We start from the raw sequence: 15,137 nt of genomic DNA, 5'->3' as shown, positions 1-15,137 counted from the left end.
GCTGACTTGTGTCACATAATTGGAGGAGAGTCAGCCCGAGATCCGGGCCACAGTCACGTGAGGGGCCGACATTGATGTCCATCCCAGATCAGAATTCGTCGCCTGGCGCAGCACCGCTGCGCGTCGCCTGCATCGGCGGTGGACCGGGCGGATTGTTCTCCGCCATCGCGTTGGCACACACCGTGCCGGGTTCGACGATCGATGTCTTCGAGCGCAACAGCGAGTCCGACGTATTCGGGTTCGGGGTCGTGTTCTCCGACGCGACGCTCGACAACGTCGACCGGGTCGATCCCGTGCTGCGGGACGCTCTGGCCGAGCATGGTCGGCACTGGGACACCATCGAGGTGCGCAGCAAGGGTGTGTCCACCTCCGCCGGCGGCAACGGAATGTCCGCCGTGCACCGGCGGGTTCTGCTCGGAGCACTGCAGGACCGCGCGACCGAACTGGGCGCGCGCCTTCACTTTTCGAACACCGTGGATGTCGACGCGCTCGACGCCGGCGGTGAGTACGACCTGATTATCGCCGCCGACGGCGCGAACTCTGCGTCGCGGGAACGCTTCGTGGACGAGCTCGGGCATTCGGTAGACGAGGCCGCGGTCAAGTTCATCTGGTTCGGCACCACGTTCCAGTTCGACGGACTGACCTTCCTGCACAAGCAGTCCGAGCACGGCAATTTCGCTGTGCACGCCTACCCGATCGGCTCCGGTCTGAGCACGTTCATCGTCGAAACCGACGAGGCGACGTGGCGCCGCGCGGGCCTGGACGGCTTCGACATGTCCACCCCGCCCGGGCAGTCGGATCTGGTGTCCCAGCGTTACCTCGAGGAACTGTTCGCCGATCAGACCGGCTGCCACAAACTGGTGGCCAACAACTCCCGATGGGCGAACTTCCGCACCCGACGCACCCTCCGCTGGCACACCCGCGCCGCGCAGGGCACCCCCGTGGTCGTCCTCGGCGACGCCGTGCACACCGCCCACTTCTCGGTCGGCTCCGGCACCAAGATGGCCATGGAAGATGCCGCCGTCCTCGCCCAGACCGTCGCCGATCATCGCGGCGACCTCGATGCTGCCCTGGCCGCGTTCGAGGACATCCGGCGCCCGCAGGTCGCCAAGATCCAGGACTCGGCGATGCCGAGCCTGTCCTGGTGGGACCACTTCGGGGAGTACTACCGCGCACTCGAACCGTGGCAGTTCGGATTCCATTTCTTCAGCCGCGCCATCTCGGCCGAGAAGATGCGCGTGCGCGACCCCCGGTTCGTCTCCGACGCCGAGCGCGCCTGGAACACCCAGCACGGCGTAACGCCCCTGGATACCCCGCTGACCATCGGCGCCGTCACGCTCGGGTCCCGGCTGCTGCAGATCACCGAATTCTCCCACGATTCACTGCATTTCAGCGACGGCACGACGACGGTGGTCGCCGAAACATCCACCGGCGAACCGGACGTGGTGGCAATCTTCACCGCACCGGACGCAGACCGGACCTCGCTCGACGTCGTCACCCGCACCGAACTCGATGAGCTGTGTGCGCCGAAGCCGGTTGCTGTCGCGGTCCGCGGAGGCACTGCCCTCTCCCGCGTGCTGTGCGCCGAACACATCCGCTTCACCCATCGCATCCCGGTGATCGTCGTCGACCAGCCCACCTCTCTGCGCGCCCGCCGCGCTGTCGACGAACGGGACTGCGCCGCAACGTTGATCCTGTCCGGCCGCGCCGACGCCGTCGCCTTCGAACCCACCGCCGACGCGCATCCGCGTGTCCTCACCTCCGCCGAGGTCGCGAAATGACACTGACACACACTCCCGCGCCGATGAACACACGACTGAACCGACTGTTCGACCCGACGTCGATCGCCGTCATCGGCGCATCCGCCTCCCCCGGAAAACTGGGGTCGGTGATGCTCGACGCGATCAACCGGGGCAGCGACGGCACCGTGACCGCCTACGGGATCAACCCCAAGGGCGCGGGCGACGGATTCCACGTGTCGCTGGCCGCCGCCACCGAATCGCACGGCGCTCCGATCGACCTGGCCGTGCTCTGCATTCCGGCCGCGGCCACCCCGGCCGCGCTGCGTGAGGCCGCGGACTGCGGCGTCGGCGCCGCACTGATCTGCTCCGGCGGATTCGCCGAGGCCGGCCCCGACGGTGTCGCGCTGCAGAATCAGCTCGCCGACATCACTGCCGAGACCGGGATCCGGTTGCTCGGCCCCAACACCTCCGGCTTCTTCCGCCCGGGAAACACCACCGTCAGCTTCGTGCCGACGGTCGAACACATCAACCGCGGCACCGTCGCGGTCGTCGCGGCCAGCGGCGGCATGAACCACGCCCTGTCGTTCCTGCTCTCCGAGCAGGGGGTCGGCGTCGGAATCGGGGTCGGGCTGGGCAACAGTGTCGACGTGACCAGCGTCGACGTACTCGAATACCTGCGCGAGGACCCGGCCGTCACCGCCATCGCGCTGCATGTCGAATCCGTCGACAACGGCCAGGCCCTCCTCGCCGCGGTGCGTACGGTCACTGCCGAGAAGCCGATCGTCGCGATCGTCGTCGGGCGCAGCGACGTCTCCGCCTTCTCCGAATCGCACACCGGCGCCCTCGCGACGTCCTGGAAGACCACCCGGGCGCTGCTGGCCGAGGCAGGCGCCGTGGTCGTCGACACCGAGCGGCAACTCGTCGACGCGCTCGCCGTGCTCAGCCGCACCCGGTTGCCCGCCGCCCCGACCCCCGGCATCGGCCTCGTCACCGCCCAGGCCGGCCCCGGTCTGATGATCCTCGACGAATTGCTCGCCCAGGACGTGCAGGTGCCCACCCTCACCGAGTCGACCCAAGCGCGGTTGTCGGAACTGCTGCCGCCGTTGACGTTCCAGGCCAACCCTGTCGACACCGGTCGGCCCGGCGCCACCTTCGGCAACGTATTGGCGACCGCAGCGGCCGACCCCGGGATCGACGCCCTCGCGGTCTACGCCCTCGCCGAACCCGACGCCATCGATCTCGCCGCCGCCGTCCGCGAATCCGGAGTCCACACCGACGTGCCCGTCGTCCTCGGCATCGGCGGCCCCGCAGAGGCCGTCGGCAAGACCTCCGCGTCGGCCGCAGAGATCGGTGTCCCGGTACTGCCGAGCCCGACCGCCCTCGCCACCGGCATCAGTGCGCTGGTACACGACGCACGGAGTCGCTACCTGCGCGCCGCCGACCCCCGGCCGACCGCCACCGCCACGGCCCCGGCACTTTCGCTGCCCGCAGACGAGGCCACCGCCAAGGACCTCCTCGACGCCCTCGGAATCGCCACACCCCAGAGGCGCGTCTGCACCGACCGCGCCGCCGCGCACCAGGCCCTCACCGAACTCACGCTCCCGGTCGCGGTGAAGATCCTCGACGCCACGGTCGTGCACAAGACGGAGATCGGTGGCGTTCACCTGGGGATCCGCACCGCGGAGGACCTCGACGCCGCGCTCGACGCACTCGACGCCATCAACGCCCCCGCGTATCTGGTCGAGAGCATGGCCGCCTCCGGGGTGGACCTGTTCCTCGGCGCCCGCCGCGATCCGGTGTTCGGGCCCATCGTCGTCGCCGGTCTCGGCGGCACGGCGGCAGAAGCCATCGGCGATGTCGCCATCCGCAGCCACCACCTCACCCACGCCGCGGCCGCCGCCATGCTCGACGACCTCCAGTGCGCGCCGTTGCTCGACGGCTGGCGCGGCGGCCCCGTCCTGAACCGCGACGAGTTCGCCCACCTCGCCGTCACCGTCGCCGGCTACCTGGCCGCCCATCCCGAGATCAGCGATATCGAGATCAATCCACTGCGGCTGACCCCGACCGGACTGACGGCCCTCGACGCGGTCATCCTCCCGGCGCCGAACCGGCCCACCGCACTCGAAGGAGAGCTGCAATGAGCACCCGCACCCCGCTGTCCATCGAGGGTGTCGTGCCCTGGCCCGACGAGGTCGCCGAGCAATACCGCAAGGCCGGGTACTGGCAGGGAACGTCGATCGGCTCCCACATCGCCGGACAGGTCGACCGCCGACCCGACGACGAAGCCCTCGTCGACGGCTCCACCCGCCTGACCTACCAGCAACTGTGGGACAAGTCCGCCTCCTGCGCCCAGTACCTGCTCGACCTGTCGATCGCCCCCGGTGACCGGATCGTGCTGCAACTGCCCAACAGCTGGGAGTTCGTCGCACTCACCCTCGCGTGCTTCCGGACCGGGATCGTCCCCGTGATGGCGCTGCCCGCGCACCGCCGGCACGAACTCACTCACCTGGCGTCGCTGTCCGAGGCCACCGCGATCGTCGTCGCCGACACCGACCGGGATACCGACCTGCGCCAGATCGCCCAGCAGGTCGCCGCCGACGTACCCAGCATCCGGACGGTGCTCGTCCACGGAGAACTCTCGAACGACGCGACGCCGCACGCACCCGAGCGCGCGCTCGCCGCCGGCATGGACACCCCAGGTCGGTTCACCGACGCCGACTACGAACCGACCGGCGCCGACGTGGCCTGCCTGCTGCTCTCCGGCGGCACCACCGGACTGCCCAAACTGATCGTCCGCACCCACGACGACTACGTCTACAACGTCCTCCGCTGCAACGATGTCACCGAATTCGACTCCGACACCGTCTATCTCGGGACCTTGCCGAGCAGTCACAACTTCCCACTGGCGTGTCCGGGCATTCTCGGTGCGCTGTTCGCCGGCGGCCGCACCGTGATGCTGCCGTCGCCGGCCCCCGAGCGGGCCCTGCGCACCATCGACGCCGAAGGCGTCACCGTCGCCACCGTCGTTCCCGCCGTCGCCCAGACCTGGATCGAGCACCAACGCGAGCATCACACCATGACCGGCACCACGCTGCGGGTGCTCCAGGTGGGCGGATCCCGCATGCCCGACGAACTCGCCGCCCGCGTCGAACCCGTCCTCGGCGCCCGCCTGCAGCAGGTCTTCGGGATGGCCGAGGGTCTGATCAACATGACCCGTCTCGACGACGACCCGGAAGTCATCACCAATACCCAGGGCCGACCGGTCAGCGAGGCCGACGAGATCGCCGTCGTCGACGAGATCGGCGAACCGGTACCCGACGGCACCCCCGGCGCCCTGCTCACCCGCGGCCCCTACACGCCGCGCGGCTACTTCCGGGCACCCGAACACAACGCGAAGGCGTTCACTCCCGACGGGTGGTACGCCAGCGGCGACATCGTCGTCCGCCGCCCCGACGGAAACCTGGTGGTCGCCGGCCGCGACAAGGACATGATCAACCGCGGCGGGGAGAAGATTTCCGCCGAGGAAGTCGAGAACTTCGCGTATCAGATCGACGGCGTCGAGATGGCCGCCGCCGTCGCCATGCCCGACCCCAAACTCGGTGAAAAGCTGTGTCTGTACCTGTCGCTGACCGACGGCCACGACGTCACCCTCGACGACGTCGTCACCCTCATGAACGAGGCCGGCGTCGCCCGATTCAAACTCCCCGAGCGGCTCGTCATCGTCGATCAGATGCCCACCACCAAGGTCGGAAAGATCGACAAGAAGGCCATGCGCGAAGACATTCGCGAACGCCTCGCGAAGGAACACGCCGCGTCGTAAGACTTCCGAGGATCGGCGACGTGTATGGCGTCGTCGCCGATCCTCGGTCTCCACATTCGAAGGAGCCCTTCATGCATACCCCCGACCCCTCGCTCGACGACGCTCCGGAGCTGAAGCAGCTCTACCACGATTTCGAGGCCGAGCACCTGAATCCGTTGTGGACGCAGCTCGGTGATCTGATGCCGATGACGCCGACGTCGCGGGCGGTGCCGTTCGTGTGGAAGTGGTCGACGCTGTACCCGTTGGCGCGGCGGGCCGGGGATCTGGTGCCGGTCGGCCGCGGTGGGGAGCGGCGGGCGATCGCCCTGGCGAACCCGGGGTTGGGTGGGGTGCCGTATGTGACGCCGACGTTGTGGGCGGCCATCCAGTACCTCGGCCCGAAGGAGGTGGCCCCCGAGCACCGGCACGCGCAGAACGCGTTCCGGTTCGTCGTCGAGGGGCAGGGGGTGTGGACGGTCGTCAACGGGGACCCGGTCGCGATGCGGCGCGGCGACTTCCTGCTGACCCCGGGCTGGCATTTCCACGGCCACCACAACGAAACCGATCAGCCGATGGCCTGGATCGACGGCCTCGACATCCCGTTCGTGCACTACACCGACACCGGGTTCTTCGAATTCGGGTCCGAGAACGTCACCGACGACTCCACCCCGGACGTGTCCCGGTCGGAACGGTTGTGGGCGCATCCGGGGCTGCGACCGCTGGTCGGGTTGGACGCGAAAACGTCCTCGCCGATCGCGGCGTACCGGTGGGAGCACACCGACGCCGCACTGCGCGAGCAACTGGCACTCGAGGACGAGGGGTTTGCGGCGACCACCGAACCCGGTCACGCCGCGGTCCGCTACACCAACCCGACCACCGGCGGCGACGTGATGCCCACGATCCGCGCCGAGTTCCACCGCCTCCGCGCGGGCGCCCGCACCCGGCCCCGCCGCGACGTGGGGTCGACCGTCTACCAGGTGTTCGAGGGGACGGGCCGGTTCGTCCTCGGCGACCAGACCCGTGAGGTCGGCACGGGCGACATGATCGTCGTCCCGTCGTGGACGGAGTGGTCGATCGAGGCCGACACCGAGTTCGACCTGTTCGCGTTCTCCGACGCCCCGATCGTCGAGCGCCTGCACTTTGACCGCACATTCATCTCCGAAGGAGCCTGAGAATCCCATGAAGCTTGCCACCCTGCGCCGCGGCGGTGCCACTGTCGCCGTCCGCGTCGATTCCGACACCACCGGCACGATCATCGACGGGTATCCGGACCTGTCCGCGCTGCTGACCGACCCGGACTGGAGGTCGATCGCGGACAACGCGTCCGGTGCCACCGTCGACCTCGACGGCGCCGACTACGCCCCGGTGGTCCCGCACCCGGGCAAGATCATCTGCGTCGGCCTGAACTACGCCAACCACATCCAGGAGATGGGCCGGGATCTGCCGCAGTATCCGACCCTGTTCGCGAAGTTCAAGGAAGCGTTGACCGGCCCGTACGACGACGTGATCGTCCCGGCGTATGCCGCCGCCCAGCTGGACTGGGAGGGGGAGTTGGCGTTCGTCGTCGGCAGGCAGGCGTACCAGGTGCCGGAGGCGGACGCCGAGTCCTACATTGCCGGGTATTCGGTGATGAACGATTACACGATGCGCGACTACCAGTACCGGACGCTGCAGTGGGATCAGGGCAAGACGTTCGAGAAGACCAGCGGTTTCGGGCCGTTCCTGACGACCACCGACTCCTACACGTTCGGCGGGACCCTGGTCACCACCCTGGAGGGGCAGGTGGTGCAGACCACCACCACCGACGATCTGGTGTTCACCCCGGCCAGGCTGGTGGAGTACATCTCGCACATCGTGACCTTGCAGCCCGGTGACGTGGTGATCACCGGCACCCCCGGCGGGGTCGGGCACGCCCGCAAGCCCGGGCTCTACATTCAGGACGGGCAGACCGTCGAGGTCACCATCGAGGGCCTGGGCACCGTCCGCAACACGACGATCGTCAAGTAAGGATGCACCCGGTGGGCTTTCACGATCTCGACTTGTCCGAGCGGCTGCTGATCGCCCGCCGCGGCACCGCCTACTTCGCGCAACGCCTCGCCGAGCTGTCCGATTCCGACCTCGACGGGGAGACGCTCCTGTCGGGGTGGTCGCGTCGACATCTGGTGGCGCACGTCGGTTACAACGCGGCCGCGTTGTGCCGGTTGCTGGACTGGGCGGCGTCGGGGGTGCAGACCCCGATGTATGCGTCGGCGGAGCAGCGGGGCCGGGAGATCGCCGAGGGTGCCACCCTGTCGGCGGCGGCGTTGCGGAACCTGTTCGATCACACCGTCGCCCGGCTCGACGAGAAGTGGCGCACCCTGCCCGCCTCGGCGTGGGATGCGCAGGTGCGGACCGCGCAGGGCCGGACGGTGCCGGCGTCGGAGACGGCGTGGATGCGCACCCGGGAGGTCTGGATCCACGCGGTCGACCTCGGCAACGGCGGCCGATTCGGCGACTTCCCCGACATCGTCCTCGAGTCGTTGCTCACCGACATCGTCGGAATGTGGCAAAAGAAGGACCTCGGCGGCGGCCTGATCCTCACCGTCGACGGGGGTGAACCGGTTGCGGTGCAGCCGGATTCACCACCGGCCGGCAAGGTGTCCGGGCCCCTCGCCGCGGTCGTGCGGTGGGCCGCCGGCCGCGGCACCGTCGGAGTAGGAATCGAAGGGGATCTGCAAGAGCCACCGCACTGGCTGTAACGTGCGATATCCGGGACTTTCCTAACCCATGCTTAACCCCAATACCGTTCCAGTACACCAATCCGACCACCGGCGGGACATGATGCCGACGATTCGCGCCGAGGTCGTAACCCGACTCTGAGAATCGACGCGGACCTCCTGAAGAACCGGGGGATCCGTTTGTCCGACTCCGAGTGACCACGGACCACATCCGCTCCGAGGGAGTTCGCAGCGACGACCTCTTTCTCGGCTTCGGGACGCTGCCGGTCGAGCCGTATCAGAGGTCCGTCGTAGATGGCAGCGCCGCGTCGGAAATAGGTTTCATGCCTCCGTGGGCGGCCATACCACGTCGACAGGGATCTCTGCACCGCTGATGAACCGGGATTCGGGACCGATGAGAAACACCACCAGAGGTGCGAGGTCAGCGGGCACACCCGCGCGCCCCAGACGAATGGCGGCTACACGGGCATCGGCGAATGCTGACGGAGCGGAGTCGGTCATGGGGGAGATCCTCGGTTTGCAACTGCTGCGCTAGGGCATGTCTCCCAATAACTTGAGCCACTCGACGATGCCGGCGAGCAGGAATCCGGCGCGGTAGGTGAGGGCGAGTTTGTCGTAGCGAGTGGCCACCGCACGCCACTGTTTCGCCTTGTTGAAGGCCCGTTCGACCACGTTGCGCCCCTTGTAGGACTCCGGGTCGAAGTTCGGTGGCCGCCCGCCCGCGCGGCCCTTGTTCACCCGGTTCGCTGCCTGATCGGTCTTCTCGGGGATCACCGCCTTGATGCCTCTGCTGCGCAGCAGTTCCCGGTTTGCCCGTGATGAGTACGCCTTGTCGGCCCGGACCTCGTCGGGGCGCGTGCGGTGCGCTCCGCCCGCGAGCCGCGGCACGCAGATGCCCTCCAGCACGTGGGCGAACATCGGACTGTCACCGGCTTGGCCTGGGCCGACCAGCACCGACAGCGGGCGCCCGTGACCGTCGCACGCCAGGTGCGCCTTGCTGGTCAATCCGCCCCTCGACCGGCCGATGCCGTGATCGGCGGGCTCGTCACCGAGGTTCGTGTAATTCGGTAGATCCCCCTGTGTGGCGGGCGGCGTTCGCACCGTGCTGATGGACCCGGACCACTGTGGAATCGACAGCGACCGCCCAGTCCAGGTTCCCGCCGGCGTCGGCCATCGCGACCAGAGCCGTCAGCACCCGATCCCAGGTTCCGTCTCCGGCGTAGCGGCGATGTCGCTTCCACACCGTCTTCCACGGCCCGAAATGCGACGGGAGATCTCGCCAGGGCAACCCGGTCCGCAGTCGATACAGCATCCCCTCGACCACCACACGATTGTTCCGGAACTTCCGCCCCCGGAGCCCATCGGAACTGGGCAACAGCAGCGCGAGCAACTCCCACTGCTTGTCCGTCAACACCTCAAACCGATCAACAACGTCTGCCACACCGAAGAGTCTGCAGCACAACACCACAAATCATTGGGAGACACACCCTAGTGCAGTCCACTCCTCTGGACGCGACACGTCCATGGATCGGTAGCTCATTCTCGAATGTTTTGAGAACGTCGGTTTCGCGGCGATGTCGATAGCGATGACGATGTAGCCGGCGTCGGCGAGGGCCAGCGCTTCGGCTGCACCTTGCCCCTGCGCTGCTCCGGTGACGACTACGCCGCCGCCGGGATCTGAGTCGATGATGTTGCTACTCATCGACGTCAGAGACCTTGCGGGCTCGGGCGAAGAGCTGCAGACGGTTACCTTCCGGGTCCGCGATTGTGGCGGCCTCACCATGGTCACCCATATCGCGCCGGTCGAGCACGGTTCCGCCGTGCTCGAGCACCGATCGGCACGTGGATTCGATATCCGTGCACTCGAACACCAGCATGGTCCCGTGATGTCCGTCGGGTGATTCGCTAGGGTCGGCGAGGGCGATGCGGTGGGCGCCGATCCGCATGTCGATCCATCGGTCTTCGTCTCGAAAATTGGTTTCGCAGCCGAGCGCTTGCTCGTAGAAGCGGTGGGCGCGGTTGGTGTCGGTGTTGGTGACGTAGGCGAACTTCAGGCCAATGATCATGTCTGGTCTCCTGGACTCTGTCAGAGAGTAGAGAATGTTCCGTTCTTGTAGACCAGTGAATCACCGGTCTCGGTACGCAATTCGTGTACACGACCGATAAAGATGGCGTGGGTGCCGCTGTGAATCTCTTGGTCGACTGTGCACCCCAAGGAGACGACGGCGCCATCGAGAAACGGCACCTCGGTCGACGACGGGGTCCAGGTGGCACCCGCGAAGCGCTCATCGAAGCTGAGCGCCGGCGTCGCGAATGACTCGGCAACGGAGGCCTGATTACCGGCAAGATGGTTGACAGCGAACTTACCCGCTTGCGAGATCAATGTTGCTGACCGCGCGGCGCGATTGATGCAGACCAAGACCTGAGGCGGCTCGACGCTGACCGAGGAGAAGGCAGTCGCCGTCATCCCGATCGTCTCTCCGTCCACGGAGGTGGTGATCACGGCAACGCTTCCCGGGATGTGGCGCAATGCCAGGCGAAAGTCTGCCGGGTCGAGGTCGTGCTGCTTGGTCACCGTGGGGGTATGCGTGATCATTGCTGTTCCTCCTGAATGTGGTTGCGGATGTGGCCGGCGAGTTCAGCGGGAGCCTCCACGGGGAGTAGATGCCCGGATCGGGCAACGCGCTGGATGTCGGGCGGTCGCCGTAGCGCACCGAACCTGCGAATCGATTCGTCTGCCGGGGTAATTGCGTCGTTCTGGCCGTAGACCACCATGAGCGGACAGCTGATCTCGGCCACGATGGCCAGCAGGTCCGAACAGGACATCATTTCAACTGCGTCGCTGATCCCCTCCCGATGGAGCAGGTCGCCGAGCGTTTCGGCACGGGCGCGAGTGGTCGGTGCTGCCGATGCGTCGACCAGTCGGTCGACGTTGTCTCGTGCCCATTCCGGGGGGGTTCGGGTACGAAGTGGCGTCATCCTGTCCGCGATGATCCTGCGACGTTCGTGCTCCGGTGCGCGGCCGAAGCCGAACGTGGGACTAACTAGAGTCAGAGTTGCAGTACGGCAGCTGCTTTCGGACGCCATTGCAGCTGCGACGAGACATCCCATCGAATGCCCCACAACGTGGATTCGACGTTCGGTGAGCTCCGGATATGCCGCCAGGATGTGCCGGGCATACTCGCTCGGGGATGGTGGGCCGGCTAGGCGGGGCTCCTGCGCATATCCGGGCAGGTCTGGAGCGAGACTTGCCGATAACTGGGCGCGGCAGTGGTCCCATATCGACGATTCGCTTCCGAGGCCGTGGATGAAAACGATCACTTCATCGTGAGAGAGCATGATCCTCAATTCAATAGTATTGAATTATTTGATATAATATAATTACAGAAGGGTGTAGTCAATGCCCCGAGCACACGAAGCGCGACGGCAATAATGTGTGTGGAGTAGCTACTCCACGGCCTGGCGCATCACTGATTGCGGTGCACCCAAGGTGTGGGACAGCTGGGCGGCTGCGCGCACGAGGTGGGTGACGTGGGGTCCAGTGGGGGAAGTGTCGATCGCATCTTTGTGCGCGGTCAGGGTGAGCGCGTAGGCGATGGTTCCGTCGGAATTCCACACCGGAGCGCTGATGGCTCGGTAGTCAGGGATCTGCTTGAGATCGCAGATTGCGTAGCCGGCGTTCCTGACGTTGGTGGCGATGGAATTCATGACCGCGGTGCACTCATCGTGGGATACGCCCAACTCTCGCTCAACCACAGGTGTGGTCAGTTCGCGTTCGAGGTAGGCGATGAAAACATTCCCGCCGCCCGTCCATGCGGTGGAGACCAATCCGTTGCGCAATTCGAACGGCCCCTCGGGGCTGCCGGGCCTGTTGTAGATGATGACGGTGCCGGCCTCGGTCCAGATCAGCACTGCGACGCCGAGGTCGGTTGCAGCCCTCAATCGCAGCGCCGCGCCCTCGACGAGCTCGTATGTGTCCATCTGTCGGACGGCGGTCATGCCGAGTGCTGCCAGGCTCGGCCCCAGGGCGTACTGCCCCCGCCCGTCGGGTCGAACCATGCCGGTGCGAATGAAGCTTGCCAAGTAGTTGTGCGCCGCGCTGGGGGACAGGCTTGCCCGCTCGGCAATCGTCTTGAGTGGGACGCTACCCGGGCCTTCCTGGATGGCCTCCAAGACGCGATAACCCACCTCGATCGAGTTGATCCCCTTGGATCGTCGTGTCTCATGCTCCATCGTGTTCCCGCCCTGTAAGCCGTCCGCCTGTGATCCGAGAAGCCTAGCGAGCGCATCAGGCAGTGACCCTTGTCATCTCCGCCCAACGCGCCTACTATTTCACAATATCAAATTCTTCAACAGTGTTGAAAGGAACAGATGAAGTTCGGGATCTTTGACCACATGGACAGGGCACACGACAATCTCGGTCGGCAGTACGCCGATCGGCTCCAACTCGTCGAGGCGTACGACGAGGCCGGCTTCTATGGCTATCACCTGGCTGAACACCATTCGACGCCGCTCGGACTCGCTCCCTCGCCGAGCGTCTTCCTCTCCGCTGCCGCCCAGCGCACTACCCGCATCCGCATCGGAGCGTTGGTGCACACATTGAGCCTCTATCACCCTCTGCGACTCTTCGAAGAGATCTGCATGCTCGATCAGCTGAGCGGTGGCCGCCTCAATCTCGGTATTGGACGTGGAATCTCCCCCATTGAGATGGGCTATTACGGGGTCGACATGGAAGCTGCAGGTCAGATCTACCTTGAGGTCAGCGAGATCCTGCTCAAGGCATTCGAGAGCGAGACGCTGACCTATTCCGGGCAATATTTCGACTTCCAGGAGGTCCCGGTCGTGATGTCTCCACATCAGAAGCCGCATCCGCCACTGTGGTACGGAGTCGGCCACCCGAATACCGCCGCGTGGACTGCGGAGAACGACATCAACATCGTATGCAACGGTACGGCAGAGTCCGTGCGACAGATCACCGATCGCTATCGACTGGAATGGGCAGCCGCGGCCAAGCCGCCAACCGGCATCCCGCTGATGGGCATGAGTCGTCACCTGGTCGTCGCGGACACGACAGCAGAGGCCCACGAACTCGCGCGCGCCGCCTACGTACAGTGGTTCGACAATCTCACGCTCCTCTGGCGTCTTCACGACCAGGCGATCCCACTCAGCTTCCCAGCGGATTTCACCGAAGCCGTGGACTCCGGGTTCTGCATCGCCGGCGACGCAGCGCACGTCCGTGCTCGTCTGCATTCCGAGGTCGAATCAGCCGGAGTCAACTACCTCCTTGCACGAATGGCGTTCGGCAACCTGCCTGTCGAGGCATCGTTGCGATCAGTCGAGCTCTTCGCCGCCGAAGTGATGCCGTCCTTCGAACCGGTGAACGCCGTTTCTATGTAACGCCCCTCCGCGCCGAAATCGCTTCGCCGCGCGAAATACCGGCCGTACGGCGTCCGACCTCGCGGGACCTTGCACCGTCCCTCAAACTCACCAGGACAGACCATGACAGAATTGACTGTGGGTACCGAACGTGATGGTCGGCCCTCGTCCTCCACTCGATCTTCTCTCCGAGCCGCAGCAATCGGCAACGCGCTCGAGTGGTTTGATTGGACGCTATACGGCGCGTTCAGTACCTACCTCGCTGCCAACTTCTTCGCCTCCGGTGATCCAACCTCCGCACTGCTCGCCACCTTGGCGGTGTTCGCCGGAGGCTTCCTCGCTCGTCCGCTCGGTGGCTTGCTGTTCGGCCGTATCGGCGACCGACTCGGTCGAAAGTTCACCCTCGTCGTCACCATGTCCCTTCTTGCCTCGGCCAGCCTTGCCATAGCGTTGATCCCCTCCTACTCGCAGATCGGGGCTTGGGCTTCGGCACTGCTCCTACTTGCTCGACTGGTACAGGGCCTCGCACACGGTGGTGAAACCGGAGTGGCCTATACGTACGCAGCCGAGATCGCTCCCCGTGATCGCCGCGCGCTGTGGACAAGTGGAATCATGATCAGCGTGACGGTCGGAGTAATGGCTGCCACAGCACTCGGTGCCTTGCTCACAGCAGTCCTCGACGCCGAGGACATGTCCAGTTGGGGATGGCGTCTGGGATTCGGCATCGGAGCGATTCTGGGTCTCTTCGCGCTGTGGATGAGACGTCATGCCGTTGAGACCGCAGCATTCGAAAACCAATCTGAGCGAATTGATCCCGAGCGATCCGCGCCGGCTCCCCTGCCGCGGCGCCAACTGATCCGCACAGTGGCGTTGATCGTAATGTTCTTCTCTGGTACCAACGTCGTCTACTATGCATGGATCGTGTTCGCTCCTTCCAACGCGGTCTCCAACCACAACATGGATCCGTCCTCTGCGTTCATCGCCGGGCTGGCCGCACAGTCGCTGGCGCTGGTCTTCATACCCGTATTCGGAAAGATGTCCGATCGATTCGGCCGGCGACCGATGGTGATCGCTTTCGGGATCGGCGCCGCCCTGATCGCCTTCCCCGTGCAGGCGCTCGTGGGCGCGTCCGCCTGGACTCTCTTCCTGTCCATGGCAATCGGGATCTTCGTCTGGTCCTTCACCGCCGGCACCTTTCCTGCCTTGATGGCCGAACAGTTTCCCACTCGTTCGCGCGCACTCGGCGTCGGAGTGGTTTCCTCGTTCTGCGCAGCCGTATTTGGCGGCACTGCCCCATATCTCAATGCCTGGTCGAGTTCCATCGGTGCCAGCTGGATTTTCCAGGCGTACATCGTCATTCTGGCGTTGGTGACCGCTGTCGCCGGCATCGTCATGAGGGAAACACGAGGCGCCGACCTTACTGCCGAAGTGATGCAGGCGAAGTGACTCCCCCTCCGGAATCCGAGATCTCTCACCCGGACTTACAGCGTGCTGAACGGACAT

At 65.7% G+C, this 15,137-nt stretch carries 15 protein-coding genes; 8 read left to right on the top strand and 7 right to left on the bottom strand.

Annotated elements, in window-relative coordinates:
* The first annotated feature begins 74 nt into the window (after positions 1-74).
* From CA951_RS26370 to CA951_RS26345, 6 genes are all read left to right on the top strand, one after another.
* Positions 75-1,781, top strand: coding sequence for an FAD-dependent monooxygenase (locus CA951_RS26370; protein WP_087559646.1), 1,707 nt, complete (start codon positions 75-77; stop codon positions 1,779-1,781).
* Positions 1,778-3,883, top strand: coding sequence for an acetate--CoA ligase family protein (locus CA951_RS26365; protein ID WP_087559645.1), 2,106 nt, complete (start codon positions 1,778-1,780; stop codon positions 3,881-3,883). Before CA951_RS26370 ends, CA951_RS26365 begins: the two co-directional genes overlap by 4 nt.
* Positions 3,880-5,562: a (2,3-dihydroxybenzoyl)adenylate synthase gene (locus CA951_RS26360; protein ID WP_087559644.1), complete on the top strand. Its 1,683-nt coding sequence runs from the start codon at positions 3,880-3,882 to the stop codon at positions 5,560-5,562. Before CA951_RS26365 ends, CA951_RS26360 begins: the two co-directional genes overlap by 4 nt.
* A gap of 71 nt (positions 5,563-5,633) precedes the next feature.
* The gene (locus tag CA951_RS26355; RefSeq protein WP_087559643.1) at positions 5,634-6,713 is read left to right on the top strand and encodes a cupin domain-containing protein; all 1,080 of its coding nucleotides are present in this window, start codon (positions 5,634-5,636) and stop codon (positions 6,711-6,713) included.
* Positions 6,714-6,720: 7 nt separating this feature from the next.
* Positions 6,721-7,548 carry a fumarylacetoacetate hydrolase family protein gene (locus CA951_RS26350; protein ID WP_087559642.1) on the top strand — a complete coding sequence of 276 codons (828 nt, stop codon included), beginning with the start codon at positions 6,721-6,723 and terminating at the stop codon, positions 7,546-7,548.
* A gap of 11 nt (positions 7,549-7,559) precedes the next feature.
* The gene (locus CA951_RS26345; RefSeq protein ID WP_087559675.1) at positions 7,560-8,279 is read left to right on the top strand and encodes a maleylpyruvate isomerase family mycothiol-dependent enzyme; all 720 of its coding nucleotides are present in this window, start codon (positions 7,560-7,562) and stop codon (positions 8,277-8,279) included.
* 300 nt (positions 8,280-8,579) lie between these two features.
* Here the strand turns inward: CA951_RS26345 and CA951_RS26340 are convergent, their stop codons facing one another.
* The 7 genes from CA951_RS26340 to CA951_RS26315 form a co-directional block, all read right to left on the bottom strand.
* The gene (locus tag CA951_RS26340; protein ID WP_087559641.1) at positions 8,580-8,759 is read right to left on the bottom strand and encodes a hypothetical protein; all 180 of its coding nucleotides are present in this window, start codon (positions 8,757-8,759) and stop codon (positions 8,580-8,582) included.
* A 30-nt stretch (positions 8,760-8,789) separates the two neighbouring features.
* Positions 8,790-9,699 (bottom strand): IS5 family transposase gene (locus CA951_RS26335; RefSeq protein WP_256974083.1). Its coding sequence is split into 2 segments (ribosomal slippage): positions 8,790-9,341 and positions 9,343-9,699, totalling 909 coding nucleotides; the frame shifts between segments, so codons are not numbered across the junction.
* A 30-nt stretch (positions 9,700-9,729) separates the two neighbouring features.
* On the bottom strand, positions 9,730-9,960 hold the full coding sequence (locus CA951_RS42975; RefSeq protein ID WP_143543096.1) for a hypothetical protein: 231 nt from the start codon (positions 9,958-9,960) through the stop codon (positions 9,730-9,732).
* A complete protein-coding gene (locus tag CA951_RS26330) occupies positions 9,953-10,324 on the bottom strand; it encodes a VOC family protein (RefSeq protein WP_087559640.1) in 372 nt (123 codons plus the stop codon). The genes CA951_RS42975 and CA951_RS26330 overlap by 8 nt, the downstream gene beginning before the upstream one ends.
* Before the next feature lie 20 nt (positions 10,325-10,344).
* The gene (locus tag CA951_RS26325; protein WP_087559639.1) at positions 10,345-10,854 is read right to left on the bottom strand and encodes a flavin reductase family protein; all 510 of its coding nucleotides are present in this window, start codon (positions 10,852-10,854) and stop codon (positions 10,345-10,347) included.
* Positions 10,851-11,597 carry an alpha/beta fold hydrolase gene (locus CA951_RS26320; protein WP_087559638.1) on the bottom strand — a complete coding sequence of 249 codons (747 nt, stop codon included), beginning with the start codon at positions 11,595-11,597 and terminating at the stop codon, positions 10,851-10,853. Before CA951_RS26320 ends, CA951_RS26325 begins: the two co-directional genes overlap by 4 nt.
* A 108-nt stretch (positions 11,598-11,705) precedes the next feature.
* Positions 11,706-12,491 (bottom strand): IclR family transcriptional regulator, encoded by a 786-nt coding sequence (locus CA951_RS26315; RefSeq protein ID WP_087559637.1) that lies wholly within the window; start codon positions 12,489-12,491, stop codon positions 11,706-11,708.
* A gap of 138 nt (positions 12,492-12,629) precedes the next feature.
* Between CA951_RS26315 and CA951_RS26310 the strand changes: the two genes are divergently transcribed.
* Together CA951_RS26310 and CA951_RS26305 are read left to right on the top strand one after the other, a co-directional pair.
* Entirely contained in the window at positions 12,630-13,655 is a 1,026-nt protein-coding gene (locus CA951_RS26310) for an LLM class flavin-dependent oxidoreductase (RefSeq protein ID WP_087559636.1), read from the top strand.
* 102 nt (positions 13,656-13,757) lie between these two features.
* On the top strand, positions 13,758-15,080 hold the full coding sequence (locus tag CA951_RS26305) for an MFS transporter (RefSeq protein ID WP_087559635.1): 1,323 nt from the start codon (positions 13,758-13,760) through the stop codon (positions 15,078-15,080).
* The last annotated feature ends 57 nt before the right edge of the window (positions 15,081-15,137 follow it).

This window comes from Rhodococcus sp. NCIMB 12038, from assembly GCF_002165735.1.
Taxonomy (GTDB): Bacteria; Actinomycetota; Actinomycetes; order Mycobacteriales; family Mycobacteriaceae; genus Rhodococcus_F.
Note: the sequence above shows the minus strand (reverse complement) of the source record. Positions and strands in the feature narration are given on the sequence as shown.

What these genes read in the sequence shown, in the direction of transcription:
- CA951_RS26370 (WP_087559646.1), top strand. Translation starts at nt 75, where the DNA reads ATGTCCATCCCAGATCAGAATTCGTCGCCTGGCGCAGCACCGCTGCGC.
- CA951_RS26365 (WP_087559645.1), top strand. Translation starts at nt 1,778, where the DNA reads ATGACACTGACACACACTCCCGCGCCGATGAACACACGACTGAACCGA.
- CA951_RS26360 (WP_087559644.1), top strand. Translation starts at nt 3,880, where the DNA reads ATGAGCACCCGCACCCCGCTGTCCATCGAGGGTGTCGTGCCCTGGCCC.
- CA951_RS26355 (WP_087559643.1), top strand. Translation starts at nt 5,634, where the DNA reads ATGCATACCCCCGACCCCTCGCTCGACGACGCTCCGGAGCTGAAGCAG.
- CA951_RS26350 (WP_087559642.1), top strand. Translation starts at nt 6,721, where the DNA reads ATGAAGCTTGCCACCCTGCGCCGCGGCGGTGCCACTGTCGCCGTCCGC.
- CA951_RS26340 (WP_087559641.1), bottom strand. Translation starts at nt 8,759, where the DNA reads ATGACCGACTCCGCTCCGTCAGCATTCGCCGATGCCCGTGTAGCCGCC.
- CA951_RS42975 (WP_143543096.1), bottom strand. Translation starts at nt 9,960, where the DNA reads ATGAGTAGCAACATCATCGACTCAGATCCCGGCGGCGGCGTAGTCGTC.
- CA951_RS26330 (WP_087559640.1), bottom strand. Translation starts at nt 10,324, where the DNA reads ATGATCATTGGCCTGAAGTTCGCCTACGTCACCAACACCGACACCAAC.
- CA951_RS26325 (WP_087559639.1), bottom strand. Translation starts at nt 10,854, where the DNA reads ATGATCACGCATACCCCCACGGTGACCAAGCAGCACGACCTCGACCCG.
- CA951_RS26320 (WP_087559638.1), bottom strand. Translation starts at nt 11,597, where the DNA reads ATGCTCTCTCACGATGAAGTGATCGTTTTCATCCACGGCCTCGGAAGC.
- CA951_RS26315 (WP_087559637.1), bottom strand. Translation starts at nt 12,491, where the DNA reads ATGGAGCATGAGACACGACGATCCAAGGGGATCAACTCGATCGAGGTG.
- CA951_RS26310 (WP_087559636.1), top strand. Translation starts at nt 12,630, where the DNA reads ATGAAGTTCGGGATCTTTGACCACATGGACAGGGCACACGACAATCTC.
- CA951_RS26305 (WP_087559635.1), top strand. Translation starts at nt 13,758, where the DNA reads ATGACAGAATTGACTGTGGGTACCGAACGTGATGGTCGGCCCTCGTCC.